The organism is Micromonospora sp. Llam0, from assembly GCF_003751085.1.
Taxonomy (GTDB): domain Bacteria; phylum Actinomycetota; class Actinomycetes; order Mycobacteriales; family Micromonosporaceae; genus Micromonospora_E.
Window position 1 is genome coordinate 3,055,478 of the sequence record NZ_RJJY01000001.1, and the last position, 19,826, is coordinate 3,075,303.

General features: G+C 73.3%; 17 protein-coding genes and 1 pseudogene. 3 read left to right on the forward strand and 15 right to left on the reverse strand.

The window, feature by feature from the left end; genetic code table 11:
* The first annotated feature begins 53 nt into the window (after positions 1 to 53).
* The 3 genes from EDC02_RS13390 to EDC02_RS13400 are packed head-to-tail and all read left to right on the forward strand — an operon-like array spanning position 54 to position 4,044.
* The gene (locus EDC02_RS13390; protein ID WP_158632188.1) at positions 54 to 998 is read left to right on the forward strand and encodes an ABC transporter permease; all 945 of its coding nucleotides are present in this window, start codon (positions 54 to 56) and stop codon (positions 996 to 998) included.
* The gene (locus EDC02_RS13395; RefSeq protein ID WP_123602240.1) at positions 995 to 1,948 is read left to right on the forward strand and encodes an ABC transporter permease; all 954 of its coding nucleotides are present in this window, start codon (positions 995 to 997) and stop codon (positions 1,946 to 1,948) included. The genes EDC02_RS13390 and EDC02_RS13395 overlap by 4 nt, the downstream gene beginning before the upstream one ends.
* Positions 1,945 to 4,044: a dipeptide ABC transporter ATP-binding protein gene (locus EDC02_RS13400; protein WP_123602241.1), complete on the forward strand. Its 2,100-nt coding sequence runs from the start codon at positions 1,945 to 1,947 to the stop codon at positions 4,042 to 4,044. Before EDC02_RS13395 ends, EDC02_RS13400 begins: the two co-directional genes overlap by 4 nt.
* Positions 4,045 to 4,077: 33 nt before the next feature.
* Here EDC02_RS13400 and EDC02_RS13405 read toward each other — a convergent pair whose 3' ends face one another.
* The 15 genes and pseudogenes from EDC02_RS13405 to EDC02_RS13475 all read right to left on the reverse strand — a co-directional run.
* Positions 4,078 to 5,487, reverse strand: coding sequence for an FAD-dependent oxidoreductase (locus EDC02_RS13405; protein ID WP_123602242.1), 1,410 nt, complete (start codon positions 5,485 to 5,487; stop codon positions 4,078 to 4,080).
* Positions 5,453 to 7,525 (reverse strand): FAD-dependent oxidoreductase, encoded by a 2,073-nt coding sequence (locus EDC02_RS13410; protein WP_123602243.1) that lies wholly within the window; start codon positions 7,523 to 7,525, stop codon positions 5,453 to 5,455. Before EDC02_RS13410 ends, EDC02_RS13405 begins: the two co-directional genes overlap by 35 nt.
* Positions 7,522 to 8,289 carry an SDR family NAD(P)-dependent oxidoreductase gene (locus EDC02_RS13415; protein WP_158632189.1) on the reverse strand — a complete coding sequence of 256 codons (768 nt, stop codon included), beginning with the start codon at positions 8,287 to 8,289 and terminating at the stop codon, positions 7,522 to 7,524. Before EDC02_RS13415 ends, EDC02_RS13410 begins: the two co-directional genes overlap by 4 nt.
* 44 nt (positions 8,290 to 8,333) lie before the next feature.
* Positions 8,334 to 9,806, reverse strand: coding sequence for an aldehyde dehydrogenase (locus tag EDC02_RS13420; RefSeq protein ID WP_123602245.1), 1,473 nt, complete (start codon positions 9,804 to 9,806; stop codon positions 8,334 to 8,336).
* Positions 9,807 to 9,946: 140 nt separating this feature from the next.
* The gene (locus EDC02_RS13425) at positions 9,947 to 10,972 is read right to left on the reverse strand and encodes an MBL fold metallo-hydrolase (RefSeq protein WP_123602246.1); all 1,026 of its coding nucleotides are present in this window, start codon (positions 10,970 to 10,972) and stop codon (positions 9,947 to 9,949) included.
* A 118-nt stretch (positions 10,973 to 11,090) separates the two neighbouring features.
* On the reverse strand, positions 11,091 to 12,695 hold the full coding sequence (locus EDC02_RS13430; RefSeq protein ID WP_123602247.1) for a polyamine aminopropyltransferase: 1,605 nt from the start codon (positions 12,693 to 12,695) through the stop codon (positions 11,091 to 11,093).
* 16 nt (positions 12,696 to 12,711) lie between these two features.
* Positions 12,712 to 13,137 (reverse strand): DUF350 domain-containing protein, encoded by a 426-nt coding sequence (locus EDC02_RS13435; protein ID WP_123602248.1) that lies wholly within the window; start codon positions 13,135 to 13,137, stop codon positions 12,712 to 12,714.
* A gap of 31 nt (positions 13,138 to 13,168) precedes the next feature.
* Complete coding sequence (locus tag EDC02_RS13440) at positions 13,169 to 13,594, reverse strand: DUF4247 domain-containing protein (protein WP_123602249.1); 426 nt, start codon at positions 13,592 to 13,594, stop codon at positions 13,169 to 13,171.
* Positions 13,591 to 14,136, reverse strand: coding sequence for a DUF2617 family protein (locus EDC02_RS13445; protein ID WP_123602250.1), 546 nt, complete (start codon positions 14,134 to 14,136; stop codon positions 13,591 to 13,593). The genes EDC02_RS13440 and EDC02_RS13445 overlap by 4 nt, the downstream gene beginning before the upstream one ends.
* A 1-nt stretch (position 14,137) precedes the next feature.
* On the reverse strand, positions 14,138 to 14,803 hold the full coding sequence (locus EDC02_RS13450) for a DUF4178 domain-containing protein (RefSeq protein ID WP_123604754.1): 666 nt from the start codon (positions 14,801 to 14,803) through the stop codon (positions 14,138 to 14,140).
* Between the two features lie 111 nt (positions 14,804 to 14,914).
* The gene (locus EDC02_RS13455; RefSeq protein WP_123604755.1) at positions 14,915 to 15,502 is read right to left on the reverse strand and encodes a dienelactone hydrolase family protein; all 588 of its coding nucleotides are present in this window, start codon (positions 15,500 to 15,502) and stop codon (positions 14,915 to 14,917) included.
* 158 nt (positions 15,503 to 15,660) lie between these two features.
* On the reverse strand, positions 15,661 to 17,814 hold the full coding sequence (gene pabB, locus EDC02_RS13460) for an aminodeoxychorismate synthase component I (protein ID WP_123602251.1): 2,154 nt from the start codon (positions 17,812 to 17,814) through the stop codon (positions 15,661 to 15,663).
* Positions 17,815 to 17,920: 106 nt separating this feature from the next.
* A complete protein-coding gene (locus EDC02_RS13465; protein WP_123602252.1) occupies positions 17,921 to 18,175 on the reverse strand; it encodes a hypothetical protein in 255 nt (84 codons plus the stop codon).
* 67 nt (positions 18,176 to 18,242) lie between these two features.
* Entirely contained in the window at positions 18,243 to 19,169 is a 927-nt protein-coding gene (locus EDC02_RS13470) for a hypothetical protein (RefSeq protein WP_123602253.1), read from the reverse strand.
* Positions 19,169 to 19,816: pseudogene (locus tag EDC02_RS13475) on the reverse strand (choice-of-anchor B family protein); the annotation flags it as partial. The gene EDC02_RS13470 and the pseudogene EDC02_RS13475, both read right to left, overlap by 1 nt.
* Between the last annotated feature and the right edge of the window lie 10 nt (positions 19,817 to 19,826).

The following is a 19,826-nucleotide window of genomic DNA, read 5'->3' on the forward strand; positions in this document are numbered from 1 at the left end:
GACAGTCAGATGCTGGTCAGCCAGCGTTCCGGCGGCCAAAGGATCACCCACGAATGGTCACCCTCGTCCTCCGGCGCCTCCTGTCGGCGATCCCGCTCCTGCTGATCGTCTCGCTGGGCGCGTTCTCCCTGGTCGCGTTGCTCCCCGGCGACCAGGCGATGGCGATCGCCGGCGAACACGCCACCCCGGAGCAGCTGGCCGCACTGCGTCAACAGCTACGCCTCGACGATCCCTTCCTGGTCCGCTACGCGCACTGGCTCGGCGGCATCCTGCAGGGCGACCTGGGCGACTCGCTGGTCACCGGCCGGGCGATCAGCGACGAGATCCTGCGCCGCGCACCGCTGACCGCGAGCATCGCCCTGGGCACCCTCCTCGTCGTGCTGCTGATCGGCGTACCGACCGGCATCCTGCAGGGCGTCTACGCCGGCCGCGCCGTCGACCGGCTCGGCCTGCTCGGCAGCGCCGCCGGCCTGGCCGTCCCGAACTTCTGGCTGGCGACCATGCTGATCACCATCTTCGCGGTGCAGCTGCGCTGGCTGCCGGCCACCGGCTACACCCCGCTCAGCGAGGGCGTGCTGCCCTGGGCTCAGCACCTGATCATGCCGTCGATCACCCTCGGCGTGTTCACCGCCGCCGAGATGGCCCGCCAACTACGCACCGGCTTCCTCCACGCGTACTCCCAGCCCTACATCCGTACCGCCTGGTCCAAGGGGTTGCCGGCGCGCACCGTCATCGGCAAACACGCGCTCAAGAACGCGGCGGCGCCGGCGATCACCGTGCTCGGCATCCGGCTCGGGCACCTGCTGTCCGGCGCGGTGATCGTCGAATCCATCTTCGGCATGCCAGGGCTCGGCAAGTTCGCCATCGACGCCATCCTCAACCGGGACTTCACCGTCGTACAGGCCGTCGTCCTGGTCTCCGCGGTGGTCGTGCTCACCGCGAACCTGCTCGTCGACATCGCCTACGGACTCCTCAACCCGAAGGTGCGGATCTCATGAGCCGACCAGTGCGCACCGACGACGCCGCGTCCACCGCCGCGCCCGACGACACCGCCGGGCCCGGCACCGGGCCGGAGCCGGACGGGCTCGACCGCCGCGACCGCGGGGACACCCTCGTCGCCCGGATCCGCAGCCAGCCGATGACCATGGTCGCCCTCGGCTACCTGGTGCTGCTCAGCCTGTTGGCGGTCGCCGCACCGCTGGTCAGCCCGTACGACCCGTACGCCACCGACTTCCGGGCGATCCTCGACCCGCCGTCGGCCGCGCACTGGCTCGGCACCGACGACCTCGGTCGGGACATGCTCAGCCGGCTGCTGTACGCCTCCCGGTCCTCACTGCTGGCCTGTCTGCAGGCCGTCGGACTCGGCCTGCTCGGCGGGGTCCTGCTCGGGGTGACCGCCGGCTACTTCGGCGGCTGGGTGGACCGGCTGGTGATGACGCTGATCGACGCCGTGCTCAGCGTCCCCGGCCTGCTGCTGGCGATGTCCATCGTCGGCGTGCTCGGGCCCGGGTTGCGCAACGCCATGTTCGCCCTCGCGGTCATCTTCGTGCCGATCTTCGCCCGGCTGAGCCGGATCCAGGCACTGGCGGTACGCGAGGAGACCTACCTGGAGGCGGCCCGCTCGATCGGAGTCTCCCACCTACGGTCGGTGCTGCGGCACGTGCTGCCCAACATCGCCGGTCCGCTGGTCGTCCAGGTCTTCATCACGATGGCCGTGGCGATCGTCGCCGAAGGCGCGATGAGCTACCTCGGGCTCAGCATCCAGCCGCCGGAGGCGAGCTGGGGCAACCTGCTGCAACGGGCGTTCTCGTCGGTCGCCTCGGCCCCCTGGTTGATCTTCATCCCCGGCCTCACCATCACCCTGACGGTCGTCGCCTTCCAGGTGCTCGGCGACGGACTCAGCCAGGCCCTGTCCGGCGGGCACCAGCAGAAAGCGGGCAACCGATGACCGTCGCGAGCACCACGACCCGACCACTACTGGAGGTCGACGGCCTGACCGTCAGCGTCGGGTCCGGACGTGACCCGGTGCACCTGGTCGAGCAGGTCGATCTGAGCGTCGCCGCCGGCGAGACCCTCGGTCTGGTCGGCGAGAGCGGCTCCGGCAAGAGCATCACCTGTCTCGCCCTGGCCGGGCTGCTGCCGCCCGGGGCCCGGATCACCGGCGGTTCGATCCGTCTCGCCGGGCAGGAGCTCACCGGCCGCTCCCCCGCCGAACTGACCCGGTTCCGCGGCAACCGGGTGGGCGTGGTCTTCCAGGAGGCGTTGAGCAGCCTGAACCCGGCGTTCACCGTCGGCAACCAGATCGTCGAGAGCCTGCTGCGACACACCGGTATGAACCGCCGGCAGGCCCGGGCCCGCGCGGTGGAACTGCTCGACCTGGTCCGGATCCCGGACCCGCAGCAGCGGGTGGCCAGCTATCCGCACGAGCTGTCCGGCGGGATGGCCCAACGGGCGCTGATCGCGATGGCCATCGCCGGCGAACCGGAGCTGCTGATCGCCGACGAACCGACGACCGCCCTGGACGTGACGGTCCAACTGCAGATCCTGCAGCTGCTCGGCGACCTGCGTGACGCGCTGGGGATGTCGTTGCTGCTGGTGTCGCACGATCTCGGCGTCATCGCCACCATGGCGCAACGGCTCAGCGTCATGTATGCCGGCCAGGTCGTCGAGTCCGGCCCGGTCCGCGACGTGTTCGCCGCACCCCGGCACCCGTACACCTCGGCGCTGATCTCGTCCAGCGCGGAGGTCGCCGAGAAGGCCACCCGGCTGCCGGTCATCCCCGGCCAGGTGCCCCGCCCGGGCCACTTCCCCGCCACCGGCTGCCGGTTCGCCAACCGGTGCGCCCACGCCACGCCGGAGTGGACCCGCACGGACCCGCCGTGGACCGTGCTGGACGGCGGCGACCGGGGCACCAGGTGCGGCCGGCACGCCGAGCTGGAGCTGCCCGGCACCGGCCCGGCACCCGCCACCGGTGTCGAGGACCTGGCCACGGGCGAGGACCTGGCCACGGGCGAGGCGGCCGTCGAGGATGCCGGCACCGGTGATCCGACCGACGACGGTGCTGCAGCCGATGCCGGGGACGGGGCCGTGCTGCGACTGCGCGGCCTCGGCAAACAGTTCCCGGTCCGGCGCGGGGTGCTCGGCCTGCGCCGGGTGGTGGTGCACGCGGTCGACGGCGTCGACCTGACGGTGGCCCGTGGCCGGACCCTCGGCCTGGTCGGCGAGAGCGGATCCGGCAAGTCGACCGTCGGCCGGCTCGCCCTGCGGTTGATCGAACCCAGCAGCGGGGAGGTCTCCTTCCTCGGTCGGGACCTCGCCGCGATGAGCCGGGGCGAGCTGCGGTCACACCGACGCGGCATGCAGATGGTGTTCCAGGACCCGTACGCCTCGCTGGACCCGTCGATGACGGTCGGGCAGAGCATCGCCGAACCGCTGGTGGTGCACTCCCGGCTCACCCCGGCCGAGCGCCGCCGCCGGATCGGCCAGCTGCTGGAACGGGTCGGTCTGAATCCGGCGCTGGCCCGCCGGTCGCCGCGGGCGCTGTCCGGCGGCCAACGACAGCGGATCTCGTTCGCCCGCGCGCTGGCGCTCGAACCTCAGCTGATCATCTGTGACGAGCCGGTGAGCGCGCTGGACGTCTCCACCCGGTCGCAGATCGTCAACCTGGTCCAGGACATCCAGGACGCCGAGGGCATCGCCTTCCTGTTCATCGCCCACGACCTCGCGCTGGTCCACCATGTCAGCCACGAGCTGGCGGTGATGTACCTGGGCCGGGTGGTGGAGAGCGGTCCCGCCAGCCGGGTGTACGCCAGCCCTGCCCACCCGTACACCCGGGCGTTGCTGGCCTCGATGCTGACCCCGGCCAGTCACGGGCTCGCCGGCCGGAGCACCCCGACCGGAGAGATCCCCAGCCCGATCGACCCGCCGTCGGGTTGCCGGTTCCGCACCCGCTGCCCGCACGCGATGTCGGTGTGCGCCGAGGTGACCCCGCAGCCGGTGCCGGTCGCCGGCGGCGGCTGGTCCGCCTGTCACCTCACCGGCTGAGCCGGCGAACCGGGGCCGGGCCATCGCCGGGGGTCACCGCGACCGCCGGGCCGCTTCCTCGCCGGCGACCAGTCCGAAGACCGCCGCCTCGAGCAACCCGCCCGCGTATCCGGCGCGCGGGCCGCCGTGCAGCCCGCCCATGGTCGCGCCGGCCGCGTACAGCCCGCCGATCGGCTGGCCGGCGGCGTCGCGCAGCCGAGCCCGGCCGTCGACCCACAGCCCGCCGAGCGCGAACGTGACCCCGGCCACCAGCGGCACCGCCCGCAGCGGCGGTACGGCCAGCCGCAGTCGGCCGGTGCGCGGCGGCCACGCGTTCTCCGGCGCCGCCCGCAACTGCGCCACTGTGGCGGACAACCCGGCCGGGTCGATGCCAGCTCGTGCCGCCAGGTCCGCCGGACCGGTTCCGGTCAGCACGGTGGCGCCGCAATCGAGCAGGTACGGGTTGGGGGCCGGGTCGCCGATCCGACCTTCGGTGCGCCACCCGTCGTCGTCGACGATCAGCCAGCAGCCGTCCGGCGCCGGGCCGTGGGCCACCGCGTTGGTCGTGGTCACCCCGTGATGGCTCTCGTCAACCAGCCGCCGACCGTCCGGGCCGACGACGATCCCGACCGCCGCCAACGGGTCCAGGATCGGGTACGGCCACAGTCGATGGTCCTGTCGCGCCTCACGGACCAGCAGGTGGCCGTAGAACCCGGCGTCCGGGACCAGCGCCGCGCCGGCCGAGCGGCCCATCCGCAGGCCGTCGCCGGTCGCGGTGCCGGCGCCGCGCAGCAGCACCCGGTCGGTGGCCAGCAGGTCGCGACGTAGGCCCGGGTCGGCCTGGAACCCACCGTCGGCGAGGACCACGGCCCGGCTGGTGATCCACTCGGTGGCACCGCCCGGCAGGTCCAGCCCGACCTGCCAGGCGGCACCGGGCGCGGGCCGCAGCCGTCGGGCCCGGGCCGGCTGACGCAGTGTGCCGCCGGCGGCGGTGAACTCGTCGGCGAGCCCGCGCAGGAAGGCCCAGACGCCGAAGCCGGCGTACCGCCGGCCCGGCTCGGTGCGGCGCACCGGGGCGAACACCCGCGCCCGGTGCGCGGCGTCGCCGTCGGTGACCAGTCGGGCACCGTGTTCGACGAGCCAGTCCAAGGTGGGCAGCAGGCGTTCGCTCCAGGTACGCAGCACCGCCTCGTCGGCCCGGCCGTCGGTCAACTCCCGCACCTGATCCCGCAACTGGTCCGGCGAGGTCCTCGGATCGCGCAGCGCGGCGTGCAGGGCACCGCCGGACAGCACCGAGTTGCCCCAGCCGGGGCGCCGGCGGGACCGTTCGACGACGACCACCGACGCGCCCGCCTGCTGGGCGCGGGCCGCCGCGCACCAGCCGGCCAGGCCGGCACCGACCACCAGCACGTCGACCGGCGGTTCGGAGCTATCGCCGGTCGGCGGCGGACAGCGCGGATCCACACCGGGCTCCTTCCAGCACGGCGTGCGTCAGCCGGCGTGGCGCCAACGCGTCGCCGACCACCTGACATTCGAGGTCCGCCGGCAGCGCGGCGCGCAGGCCGTCGTTCGCGGTACGGCCGTGCGCGAGAACCACCGCACCGGCGTCGAGGATCGACCGGTGCCCGGTGAACAACTGCTCCACCTCGACGGCCCCGCCGGACCACCGGTGCACCCTGCTCATCGGGGCGAACCCCACCGCCCGGCCGTACAGCCGACGCAGCACCGCCGGCCTGGTCCGCTGATCCAGATCAGGTCCGATGTCGACGCATTCGGTGCACACCTGGACCGGCCAGCCCTCCCCGGCCAGCAGGTCGGCGGCGAGCAGCGGCTCGAGGTGCCGCTCGGCCCCGCCGACCACCAGCACCGGTGTGCCCGGCGGCGGCCGACGACCGGCCATCAGATCCATCGTGGTCAGTACCGGTCGGTCGACGGGGAAGCCGACCGGGCCGGGCCGGCCGCCGGTGGCGAGCACCACCAGGTCCGCGCCGATCAGATCAGGATGGTCGGCGGTGGCGGTGGTGCCGGTACGCAGGACCACCCGCCCGCCGGCGGGAGACGGCCGGTCCAGCAGCGGGGCCAGCCGCTGCTCGAGCCGGTGCAGCAGCGGCGCCCAGTCGGCGAGCAGCGGCGTGCCGACCAGGTGGCGCAGTGCCCCGCCGACCGCGTCGGCGGCTTCGATCAGGGTCACCTCGGCTCCGGCCGCCGCGGCACCGACCGCCACCTCCACCCCGGCCGGACCGGCGCCGACGACGGCGATCCGCCGACGGGCCCGCCGGTGCCGGACGGGAGCCGGCCCGGCGGGCGGCGCAGCTGGCCGGGGGTCGAACTCGGCTTCCCGACCGGCGGCCGGGTTCGCCGGGCAGGAGAACGGCACCCGTACGCACTCGTTGCAGGCGACGCAGCGGACGATGCCGGCGTCGTCCCCGCTGACCGCGCGCCGGGGGAAAGTGGGGTCCGCGATCAGCGCCCGGGCCAGTCCCACCAGGTCGGCGGCGCCGTCGGCGACCAGGTTACGGGCGATCGTCGGGTCGGTGATCCGGCCGGAAACCAGGACCGGCACGTCGACCACGGCGCGGACCTGTCGGGCGGTCTGCGCCGCCGGCGCCGGCGGCACCAGCCAGGATCCGGTGTACGCGGTCGCCGGCCGGCCGTCGCGCAGCCCGTCGTGGTTGCCCAGCGACAGGTTGACGTAGTCGACGAGATCGGCGATGCCGGCGGCGATCCCGGCCGCCCCGGCGGCGTCGATGCCGGCCGGCACCTCCTCGCCGGCGGTGAGCCGGACACCGAGCAGCGACCGGTCCCCCAGCTCGGCGCGCGCCACGCGCAGGATCCGGCGGATCAGCCGCAGCCGGCCGGCCGGGGAGCCGCCGTACCGGTCCGTACGCCGGTTGTAGTGCGGGGACAGGAACCGGTTCAGCAGGTATCCGTGGCCGGCGTGCAGTTCGACACCGTCGAACCCGGCGGCGACGATCGCCGTGGCGGTGGCGAGGTAGCCGGTCACCAGGTCGTCGATCTCGGCGGCGGTGAGCGCGTGCGGGACGGCTCCGGTGTCGTCGCCCCGTACCTGCGACGGGGCGAGGGCCGGTTGGAAGTTGTCCCAGCCGCGTTCGGCGCCCGGGTGGTGGATCTGGCCGACGGCGAGCGCTCCGCCGCCGTGCGCCGCGTCCGCGAGCCCGACCAGGTGCTCGTGAGCCGCCGCGAGCAGCACCCGGCGGTGCCGGGGGTCGCGGACGTGAAACGAGACCGCGTCGGGGTCGGCGTAGCCGTCCGGGTCACCGGGGCAGGCGTACAGCGGGTAGACCGGGTTGGCGTACACCCCCTGGCCGGCGGGCAGCACGATCATCGCCACCCCGCCGTCGGCGCGCTCGGCCACGTACCGCCGCAGCCGTCGGGGCGGCAGCCGGCCGAGGTGCGGGGTCATCACCATCCGGTTGCGCAGCCGGTGCCGGCCGACGGTCAGCGGTGCGGCCAGCGGATCACCGCCCGGCCCGCCGGTCATGCCGGCAGCAGGGTCTGCAACGCGACGCCCAGCCCGCCGTCGACGGCGATCACCTGACCCGTGACGTAGCGGGCGGCGTCGCCGAGCAGGAAGACCACGACCGGGGCGATGTCCGTCGCGGACCCGGTGCGACCCAGCGGTACGGCGGCACCGCGGCGCTGGGCGGCCTGCGGGTCGCGGCTGCTGGCCGAGAAGTTGGTGCCGCTGACGATGCCCGGCGCGACGGCGTTCGCCCGGATGCCGTCCGGACCCCATTCCAGCGCCATCTGCCGGGTCAGTGCGATCACCGCAGCCTTGGCGGCGTTGTAGGCGCCGGCGCCGGGAGCGACGTGGATGCCGCACAGCGACGAGATGTTGACGATCGCGCCGCCCGACGTCATCGCGGGCAGTGCGGCCTGGCTGCAGTAGAGCGCGCTGGCGCAGTCGATCCGCATGATCGCGTCCCAGTCGTCCGGGCTGACCGACCGCAGTGCTCCGCCGCGTACCACGCCGACGTTGTTGACCAGACCGGTGAGCCGGCCGAGCCGGTTGACGGCGGCGGCCACCACGGTTGCGGCGGCCCGTGGATCGGCCACGTCCCCGGCGACGGGGTAGGCGGTGCCGCCGACGGCGACGACCGTGTCGGCGGTGACCTGGGCGGCGGCCGGGTCGAGGTCGTTGACGGCGACCGCCGCGCCGGCCGCCGCGACCTGTAGTGCGGTCGCCGCCCCGATCCCCGATCCGGCACCGGTGACCAGCACCGCTCCGTCCACCAGTGGTGTCATCCCGACCCCTCTTTCTCCGCCGCCCGACGGTCCGCCGGACGGACTCATTCGTCGATCGCCAGCAGTACGTTCTTGACCCGGCTGAACTCCAGCAGTCCGGCGAGCCCGCCGACCTTGCCGTAGCCGCTCTGTTTCACCCCGCCGAACGGCGCGAACGGCCCGGCGGGCGCGCCGGCCCCGTTGACCCCGACGTTGCCGACGGCCAGCGCCGAGGCGACCCGCATCGCCCGGTCGACGTCGCGGGTGTGCACGTAGCCGGCGAGCCCGTACCGGCTGGCGTTGGCCGCCTCGACCGCCTCGGCTTCGCCGTCGAACCGGCAGACCGACAGCACCGGGCCGAAGATCTCCTCGGTGGCGAGTTCGCTGTGCGGGTCGACGTCGGAGAAGACGGTCGGGGCGACGTAGTAGCCGTCGGCCAGCTCACCGCCCAGCCGGTGCCCGCCGAGTACCAGGTCACCGGTGTTGTTCTCCCGGGCCCGGTCGATGGTCCCGACGACCCGCTCGCAGGCGGCCGCGTCGATCAGCGGTCCCATCCGGGCGGCCGGGTCGAACGGGTCGCCGACGGTGACCGCCCGCAGGCCGTCCAGCAGCCGGCCGAGCACCTCGTCGTACACGTCGTCGTGGACGAACATCCGGGTCGGGATGGTGCAGCCCTGGCCGCTGTTGGCGGTGATCAGCAGCGCGAACCGGCAGGCCCGGTCGAGGTCGGCGTCCGGGAAGACCAGTGACGCGCTCTTGCCGCCGAGCTCCAGCAGCAGCGGCTTGAGCGTCGGGGCGGCCGCCGCCTGGATCCGACTCGCCGTCGCCGGACCGCCGACGAACCCGATCTTGTCCACCTCGGGGTGGCGGACCAGGGCGTCGCCGACCGCCGGGCCGCCGGGCAGGACGTTCACCACGCCGGGCGGTAGTCCGGCCTCGACGCAGAGTCGACCGAACCGCAACGCCGCGAACGGGGCCTGCTCCGGTGGTTTGACGATGACCGTGCACCCGGCGGCCAGCGCCGGGGCGACGGTGGTCTGGATGTTTGCCAGCGGGTGGTTCCAGGTGAGGATCGCGCCGACCACGCCGACCGGTTCCAGCAGGGTCAGGTCCAACGCCCCGGGCATCCGCAGTGCGTCGCCGGCGGCCTTGTCCAGCCAGCCGGCGTAGTAGTCGAAGAAGGTCTGGCCGGTGGTGTAGCGGCCGTACGACAGGGCCGCCGGGGTGCCGACCTCGAGCGCGTTGATCGCGGCGAGGTCGGCGGCGTTGGCCCGGATCAGGTCGCCGAGGCGGGACAGCACCTGACGACGCCGGTCGGTGGGCCAGTTGCGCCAGCCGGGGGCGGCGGCCCGGGCGGCGGCGACCGCCTCGTCCACCTCGGCGGCCCCGGCCAGGGCGAAGCTCTGCTGGACGCGGCCGGTGCCCGGGTCGACGTGGTCGCGTCGACCGCCGGTGCCGGTGTCGCGCCACTGTCCGTCGATCAGAATGCCGGGGCGTAGCAGGCCGGTCGGGTCGGCCGGTCGGTTGATCACCGTCATCGACGGCCGCCGGGGGCCGGGATCGGCGTCGGGTCGGCTGACAGCATCACGATCACCTCACAAGCGCTTGCTTGGTGGCCCACACTACCGCATCCCGCACCGCCGCGAAACCCGTGCTCAGGCCACAGGTAGACCCACGGTCAGGTCACCGGCCGGTACGCCGTAACGCCGTCCACCCGGTGCGCCGCCACCCGGCCCTGCTCGGCCAGCAGGTCGAGATGCAACGCCGTCTCGTTGACCGCCAGCATCCGGTGGTACGGCGGCAGATCGTCGAGCGCCCGGCGACGTCGTGTCCAGGGCAGGGTCAGCGCCACCTGGTACGCGGTCCGTGCGCCGGCACCGACCGCAACCGCCATCTCGGCCAACCGGTCCCGGTGGTGGGCCAGCAGTTCGTCCACCCGTCGGTGGACGCTGTCGCCCACCGGCCCGTGCGCCGGCAGCAGCAGCGCGTCCGGCAACGCCCGTACCGCCCGCAGCGACTCCAGGTACCGGCCCAGCGGGCGGTGCGCCGCCACCGCCTCGAAGCCGACCGACGGGGTGATACCCGGCAACACGTGGTCACCGGCGAAGAGCAGCCCGGCCTGCGGGTCGCGGAAGACGTAGTGCCCGGCGGTGTGGCCCGGTGTCGGCAACGCCCGCAACCGGCGGCCGGACAACGCCACCTCCCGCTCGCCGGACAGCCACTCGTCCGGCGGTTGCCAGTCGAGTTCCGGCTGCTCCGCGTCGGAGGTCAGCCGCTTCACCTGGTCGGCGAGGTCGGCGGCACCGGCGGCGCGCAACTGGGCCAGCGGGGCGGCGTACGGCTCGTCGGTGCCGGCCGCCATGAACTCCAGGCTCGGCTGCTCTCCCGCCCCGAGCGCGATCGACACCCCGGTCTCCCGCCGGATCGCGACCGCCTGCGAATAGTGGTCCTGGTGAAGGTGAGTGACCAGGAAACGGCGGATCGCGGCGAGGTCGTGCCCACGGTCACCGAGCGCTGCCTCGAGAGCCTTACGGGCGGCCGGCACCGCCCAACCGGCGTCGACCAACACCAGCCCGGCGTCGTCCTCGATCGCGTAGACGTTGACCGCCCGCAGCGCGTCGCCGGGCATCGGCAGCGGAATCCGGTACACCCCGTCCGCGACCGGGTGCGCCCCCGGCGTCATCCAGTCCGACCCCGTCGCCATCGGGCACCCCCTCGTGCTGGCCAACCAGCCACCGAACATACCGGTCGCTTGCTTGGCTGCCGGTGGTACCGCTCACCCGCAGCCGGTGATCGTCCACACATCGCGCGGGCACAACGGGTCAGTAGCCGCGCCACGCCGCCCGACTGTAGGTGAGCACCCGGGGATCCAGCAGCGTCGACGGCTCGACCGGCACCGGGCCCCGGTCCGGTGGAAAGACCTGTGCCGCCCGCAGCACCTCGGGGCCCAGGAAGCGCAGCGCGGGCGCCTCCGCAGATAGCTGCGGCGTCGGCACCGGCCCGTCCCCGTCACCCTCGGCGACCGCGAGCAGGAAACCCCAGTCACCGAACGACGGAACATCGACGTGGTACGGCCGGGTCGTCCAGCCGGCATGCCGCACCGACGCCTCGATGCACCAGAAGGCACGCGGCGCGAAGTACGGGGACCCGGCCTGCACCACCATCCTGCCCTGCGGACCGAGGGCCTGCCGGACCAGCGAGTAGAACTCCACCGAGTAGAGCTTCGCCGTCGCGGTCTGGTCCGGGTCCGGCAGATCGACGACGACCGCGTCGAACACCCCTGGTGCACCGCGCAGCCAGGCGAACGCGTCGGCGTGCACCAGGCGTACCCGCGGATCGTCGAAGGCCGCGCCGTTGAGCGCCCGGATGTCCGGCTCGGCCCGGGCCAACGCGACCACCGCCGGGTCCAGCTCGACGACCGTCACCGAGGCGACGTCGGGGTAGCGCAGCACCTCGCGCAGGGCCAGCCCGTCCCCCCCACCGAGCAGCAGCACCCGGTCCCGCCGCCCGGCCAGCGCCGGATGGACCAACGCCTCGTGGTAGCGGTACTCGTCCACCGAGCTGAACTGCAGATCCCCGTCGAGGTACAGCCGCAGGTCGGAGCCGTCGGCGACCGGCGACACCGCCCGGGTCAGGACGATCTCCTGGTAGCGGCTGCGTTCGGCGTGCACCACCGGATCCCGGTAGAGCTGCTGGCGCGCGGTCACCTCGAAGTCCGCCGCCACCAGATAGGCACCGGCCAGCGTCGCCATCACCACCGTGGCCGCGAGGGCGACCCCGGCCCGGCCCCGGCGGCCGAGATCGCCCCGGAAAACCGTGCCGACCAGCAGGATTCCGGCCAGCGCGTTCACCGCGCCGACCAGCAGCGCCCCACGCAACTGGCCGAAGAACGGGATCAGCAGGAACGGGAAGGCCAGACCGCCCAGCAGGGCACCGACGTAGTCGGCCGCGAACAGGTCGGCGACCGCGCTACCCGCCGCCTGCGCCCGGATCCGCTGCAGCAGGACCATCAGCAGCGGAATCTCCGCCCCGATCAGCAGCCCCAGCACGAACGCGGTCGCCACCAGCGCGGGCGCGTAGAGGTCCAGCCAGGCGAAGGCGGCGTACAGGCCCAGCACCGACAACCCGCCGAGCAGCGCCAGGATGAGCTCGACCGCGGCGAAGGCCACTACCGCGCGGTGCTGCAGCGGCTTGGCCGCCAACGCACCGACGCCCATCGCGAAGACCATCACGCCCAGCACGATCGACGCCTGACCGACGGTGTCACCGATCAGGTAGCTGCCCAGGGCGACCAGCGCCAGCTCGTACACCAGGCCGCAGGCCGCACAGACGAAGACCGCGGCCAGGACCGCCGGCCGGGCCAGCCGGGCGTACCGGCGGCCGGTGCCGGCACCGTCGCCCGGCGTCGGCACCACGACCGCCGACATCAACCGACCGCCGACATCAACTGATCGCCGCCGCAACGATGGCACCGGTGGCAAGGTGGATGGTGGCGCTGACCCAGACCGCCGGGTGCGGCTCCCGGTCCACCAGGATGTCCCCGAGGCGGCCCGGCGTGACCGCGTCCAGCAGCACGAACGAAACCGCCATCACGAGCAGGCCGAGCAGTCCGTACCCGGCGGTGCCGACCAGTCCGGTGACGAAGCTGTTCTCCCCGGCGGCGATCGCGGCCACCACGATGGTGCCCACCGCGAACAGGTTCGAGGCGAGCAGCACGGTCGCGTTGCGGTTGCGCTGCGCCCAGATGAGTTCGTGCAGCTTGCCCGGGGTCACCAGGTCGACCAGCAGGTAGCCGAGCGCCATCAGGACCAGACCGACCCCGGCGTACGCCAGGGTGAGCAGCAGATCAACGAACAGAGTGCGGAACATGTGCCAACTCCAGGTGGTGGGATGGGGGTGGTTACTTGCCGGTGCCGGGACCGCCGCCCCGGATCGTGCTGCCGCGCTGCCAGTTCCACGAGTTACCGACGACGGAGCGGTACCGGGGGTACGCGGTCGTCATACGTTCCAGCAGGATCAGCGAGCCGGCGGCGATCGGCAGGATGACCACCGAGTCGTCGCCGTAGCGCAGGTAGTGGCGGTCACCGACGGTGTACTGGTCGGCCGGGCTGAACGCCCGGGTGAGTTGCTGCGCCACCTGGCGCGGCGGCAGATCGGAGCGGTAACCCTCGGCGTCGGAGCCGATGTCGTCGACCACTGAGCGGGCATAGCTGCGCTCGACGTAGCCGCGGGCGGAGAAGGTGCCGGCGGCCAGCCCACAGCACGACACGATCACGCCCACCAGAGCGAGGACCACGCCACCGACGATCCATTTGCGGGAAGTCACCGTACTGTCACCACCGTCTCGGTCTCGACCAACTCGGCTGTCTGCGGGTACGCATGCCAGGTGCGCCAACTGATCCGCGCACCATCGATCCGGGCGTGCAGCGCGGTGAGCGCGTCCGGGCTGCCCGGAAAGACGCCGACCAGAGCGTGCGGGTCAACGGTCAACTGCCGGCGGAGGCGGTCGGCCCGCCCGGCGAGTTCGCCGGCCGACAGCCGAAGCGCCCGCGCGGCGAACCGGTAGCCGTCATCGGCGTCCACCACCGCCGGCAGGTCGGGCGGGTGACCGGGCAGGCAGGCGAGCGTCTCGACCAGGTCATGGCCGGCGGTACGCAGCACGACCTGGTGTGAGGCCCCGAGCAACCGCAGCCGCAGCAGCCCTGCCGGCTGCGGACCGGGCGGCGGCGGATTGGACCGGGCGCCGCCGCTGGCGCCCGGCAGGGGCAGCTCGAGCACGTGCAGGGCGGGTCGCTCGGCCAGACCGAGCGCGAAGCTGAGCTCCGCCGCACTCGTGTCGACGTACGGTGCGTCCAGGGCGACCAGCATGTCAGGCCTTCCCGGCAGTCGGTGCCTCACCGGCGGAGGGGTAGATCATCACCTCGGCGCGGTGCAGCACCTCGCCGAAGCCGACCTCCCAGCGGCCCGAGTCGCCGAAGCCTTCGAAGGACAGCCGGGCGTTGTCCGGGGCGGTGTAGTCGAAGTAGCGCACGAAGCCGCTGGGGGTCAGCCCGGTCGCCCCGACGCTGGTGAACCGGGCCTGGCCGGACTCGTCGAGCCGGTAACGGCGCCCGGCGACATCCACCGCCGGCGGGCCGGGCTGCAGGTGTTGCAGGTCAGGCCCGGCCGCCCGCCACAGCACCAGCTCCAGGTCGGGATCGGACTCGACAGAGAGCCACAGCTTGTCGCCCCGCGCGTCGTCGAGGAAGTGCTCGCTCCAGGTCCAACTGCCCTCGGCGAAGTGCAGGCTGCCGCGGACCGCGTACGACTGTGCCCGGATCTCCACGATGTCGCCGGGGCCGAGGCGACGCGGATCGCCACGCAACGCGTCGGTGTCACCGGTGTGGAACGGGTCGACCGGTCCCCCACCGGGCCTCTTCCGAGACCCACCGGTCCGGGTCCGGGTCTGCCACACGGCGATCGCCGCCACCACCACACCAGCCGTCGCGATCAGGCATCCCAGCCCGGTCACCAGGTAAGCAATGGTCCCGTTCATCATCGCCGCGTCCTCCGTACGTCGCACCGGTCGACGACCGTAACAAGTGCGCGCACGTCACTCGCAGCTAACGCGACTAAGTGACGGGTCAGCGACGCAACGCAGCGACTTTCACCGCAGATGCGTGTCGAACCAGCCGGCGGCGTCGGCGGCGACCCGGTCCAGCGCGCCCGGCTCGGCGAACAGGTGACCGGCGCCCGGCACCACCCGCAAATCGTGCGGTGCCCGCAGGGCGGCCGCAGCCGCCGCGTTGAGCTCCGCGACCTGCGGATCAAGCTCCCCGACCAGCAGCAGGGTCGGTGCCCGTACCTCGGCCAGGACGGTCCCGGCCAGGTCCGGCCGGCCGCCCCGGGACACCACGGCACCGACCCGTTCCGGCCGGGAGGCGGCGGCACTCAGCGCCGCCGCCGCGCCGGTGCTGGCGCCGAACAGCCCCACCGGCAGTCCGTCGAGTTCCGGCTGCTCGACGACCCAGTCCACCACTGCGGTCAACCGCCGGCTGAGCAGGGCGATGTCGAAGCGCAGTTGGGCGGTGGTCGCGTCGATCTGCTCCTCCTCCTTGGTCAGCAGATCGGCCAGGACGGTCGCCAGGCCGGTCGCGTGCAGCCGGCCGGCCACCGTCCGGTTGCGGGGACTGAGCCGGGAGCTGCCGCTGCCGTGGGCGAACAGCACCACCGCCCGGGTGCGGGCGGGCACCATCACGTCCGCGTCGAGCGCGACGTCGATGGCGGGGACGCGGGTCACTGTGTCCTGGGCCACCGAAGCCGGGTACCCGGCCGACGACCGGTCATGCCTGCGACTGACGCTCAGCCGTGGGCCGGCGGATCGCCCTGGCTGCCGGGGTCCAGCTCACCTGGTCACCGGACCGACCTGGTGGCCGACCGGTACGCGACGAGCAGCGCCCGCGCCTTGAGCATCGTCTCGTCGTACTCGTCGGCCGGGTCGGAGTCCAGCACGATGGCACCGCCGGTGCCGACGGTGAATCCGTCGCCGGTCAGCACCGCGGTGCGGATCACGATGCTGAGGTCGGCACCGCCGCCGAGGCCGAAGTAGCCGAGGGCACCGGAGTAGATCCCCCGAGCCCGCTGCTCCAACCGGTCGATGATCTCCATGGTGCGCAGCTTCGGCGCACCGGTCATCGACCCGCCCGGGAAACACGACCGTACGCAGTCGACCGCGCTGGTCGACGGGCGCAGCCGCCCTTCTACGGTGGACACCAGTTGGTGCAGGGTGGGATAGGTCTCGGTGGCCAGGAACCGGGGGACGCGCACCGAGCCGACCTCGCAGACCCGGCCGAGATCGTTGCGGAGCAGGTCGACGATCATCAGGTTCTCGGCCCGGGTCTTGGGTGAGCTGGCCAGCGTACGACGTAGCCGGTCGTCCTCGTCGGCGTCGTCCGCGCGGGCCGCGGTGCCCTTCACCGGACGGCTGTCGACCCGGCCGTCCGGGCGGATGCGCAGGAACCGTTCCGGTGAGGAGCTGGCCACGACGACGTCGTCCAGCCGCAGGTACGCGGCGTAGGGCGCGGGGTTGATCCGACGCAGCGTCCGGTAGTAGGCCAGCGGATCCGCGACCGGTGGTAGCCACAACTGGTTGGTCAGGCAGATCTCGTAGCTCTCGCCGCGTCGCAGCTGAGTGCGGGCCGCGTCGACGTCGGCGAGGTAGTGGCTGCGGTCGCGGGCGGACGTCACCCACCGCCGCAGGTCCGTCCCGGCGTCCGGTGCCGCCGGCTTCCCGGACGGCCCGGGCCGCGCCGACGACGACATCGCCCGCAGCCGGGTCGCCGTCGCCGCCAGCCAGTCCCGGGCGGCGCGCTGCCCGGCGTCGTCGACGCTCAGCGCCACCAGGTAGGTGCGCCGGTGTAAATGGTCGACGGCGACCAGCCGGTCGGCGAAGATCCAGACCGCGTCGGGGGTGTCGGCCCGGCGGGCGGTGGTGGGCGCGCAGTCGGCCTTCATCTCGTAGCCGAGATAGCCGACGTAGCCGCCGGCGAAGTCGAACGGCAGCCCGGCTGGGGGCAGCCGCCGCCGCGCCAACCGGTGGCGCAGCACGTCGAGTATGCCGCCGGGTTCCTGCCCGACCGGACGGTCCGGCCGGCGCACCTCGACCCGGCCACTGCCGACCCGGTACCTGAGCACCTCGGCCAGCGGTCCGTCGGCGTCACCGAGGAAGGAGAACCGGGAACGCCCGGCCGCGACGTCGGCGCCGTCGAGCCAGTACGCGTACTGTGCGTCGGCGTACAGCTCCAGGAAGGCCGCCTCGGTGTCGATCTCCGCGTCGACGACCGTCACGTCGCGCCGCCAGCCAGGGTCGGGGGCCGCAGGGTCAGGGGCCGGCTGCCGGGTTGTCACCGACGCGGTGGCGGCGCGGCGCGGCCCGGCGGCCACCGGACGGACGGTGGCGGTGGCGGTATCAGTGGCGGTGGCGGGCCCGACGGCCCGGGCCAGGGCCAGGAAGTTGCCGACCAACCGGGCGCCGTGTTCGGTGCCGATCGACTCCGGATGGAACTGCACACCCCAGCGGGGCAACCGACGGTGCGTCACCGCCATCACCGTGCCGTCGGCGGCCCTCGCGCTCACCGTGAGGTCCGCCGGCACCGGCTCGGTCACCTGCAGCGAGTGGTACCGGACCGCCGCGAAACCCTGAGGTATGCCGGCGAACAGTCCGGCACCGGTGTGCCGCACCCGGTCGATCTGGCCGTGCCGGGCCCGCCGCTGGTCGACCCGCGCGCCGGCGTGCAACGCGATCGCCTGGTGACCGAGGCACACCCCGAGCACCGGCAGATCACGCCGGCGGTCGAGCAGTTCCCACCCCCAGCCGAGGTCGGTCACCCGGTGCGGCCGACCTGGGCCGGGCGAGATCACCACGCACTGCGCGGCGATCTGGTCGACGGCGGCGAGCCGGGGGTCGTCGTTGGCCAGCACGGTCGGCTCGCTGCCGGCGACCGCCGCGAGCAGCTGGAAGAGGTTGTACGTGTAGGAGTCGTAGTTGTCGACCAGCAGGATCCGCACCCGCCACCTCCCACCGCGTCACGGCACCGGCCGATTGTCCACCATCTGCCGGGGGCGTGTTTCGCGGTCGCCGACGGCCGCCGGCGTCAGCAGGAACCGGCACGGCTCACCTGTCGGCCTCCGGGGCGGTCTCACCGACCAGTCGTTCGACGGTCGACGGCGCGTACACCCGGGCACGGCCGACCAGCGCGACGATCAGCGGAGCGAGGACCGCGGCGAGGCCGAGGACCGCGGTCTGTTGTGCCTCGGTGAGCGGCAGACCGAACGCGGTCACCACGCCCAGCAGCGCGGTGACCGCGGCGGTGACGCCGCCCACCGACCACAGCGGTTCGGAACTGCCCGGATTGGGGGTGACGGTCACGGGAACCTCCTGGTCGAGCGGATACCGCCAAGACGCGGGACCGGGCCGGGAGGTTGACCGGGGCTGGTCAGATCGCGGTGACACTGAACTCTGCGGTCCGCACCACCTGACCGTGCTGGAATTCGAAGAACAGCTGGTAGGTGCCGGGCGACGGGACCTGGACGGCAAACGCCACCACCGAGCTCGGGCCGGTCGCCGGGGCCGGATGCACGTGCAGGTAGCCGAGGTCGCCGTGGCGCAGCGCGACGAGGTGGCCGTACGAGCCGAGATACGGCTCCAGGTCCGGCACCGGCTCGCCGTCGCGGCCGAGCCAGACCAGTACCTGGGAGGCCTGACCTGGGCGCAGTCCGCCGTCCAGGGTGACTGTGTAGCCGTCGACCAGGACGGTCGCCTCGTCCACCGGGGCGGCCGGGCGGATCGTGTACCCGCCGGTGACCAGCAGGTCCGCGCCGAGCGTCAGCGACGTGTCGGCGCCGGCCGGGACGAAGTCGGCGATCATCCGGTAGGCGCCGCCGCCGGGCAGGGTGATGCCCACCCGCCAGGTGCCGGCCGGGTCCCGCTGCGGGTGCAGATGCTGGTAGCCGGCGAAGTCCCGGCCGACCACGACCAGGTGCAGATCCCGCTCGTGGTTACGCCGGTAGCCGGTCACCGGCGCGCCGTCCGGGCCGAGGATCCGAAAGGCCAGCTCGGCGGCGACACCGGCGGTGGTCGGAGCATCCAGCAGGTCCAGCCGGTATCCGTCCTGGCTGACGCCGAGACCGCCGACCACATGTCCGGCATGGGCGGCGGTGGACCCGCCGACCGTCGGCGTACCGGCAGCCGGGCCGGTCGCCCGGCCGGCGACGAATCCGGCGGCGGCGACCAGCAGGGTCAGCGTCGCGGCCGTGACGATCCGGCCGGTCGGTCGGCGTCCGGTCGGTGCCGGGGCAGCAGCCGGCGACCCCGCCGGCGCGGCGGCCGGCGGGGTCGTGTGTCGGGTGGCGGAGGTCGTCATCAGGCCGGAATCCGGCGGTCGACGGTCACCGGCCGGTCCGCGGCCGACGTGACGGCCGGCAGGTTCGGCCGGAGCACGAACAGCCCTTGCTCGATGCCGCTGACCACCACGGTTCCGCTGGCGAAGTACGGGTACACGCTCCACGCCCCGTTCATCGAGGCGGAGTCGCTCGACGGGTAGACGTCGAAGTACCCGGCCTCGGTCAGCGTCCCGGCGGCGATGCCGCTCAGGTCGAGGATGCGCAGTCCGGCCCGGTAGTTGGCCTGGTAGCTGTAGTTGCCCTTGACGTACTGGTTGTGGTCGGTGGCCGCCGCCGAGGAGATGTGGGTACCGATGTGCCGGGGCGCGTCAAGGTCGTACAGGTCGAAGACGAAGGTCTTCGTCCCGCCACCGGCGCGGGTCTCGTCCAGCTCGTCGTCGAGGACGAAGTACCGGTGGTTGTCGGTGAGCCAGCCCTGATGGGTGTACTGCCGGCCGGAGTACGCGGCCCGGACGATCTGTCGAGGGCTGGCCTTGCTGGTCACATCGACGATGGTGACGGTGTCCTCGTTGGAGCTGACGCAGATCTCCCGGCCGGTGTAGGCGCTGTCCGGGCCCTGGTAGACGACGCACTGGGTGTCGTGGGTGTAGCCGTCCTGGTTGACGCATCCGGCGTAG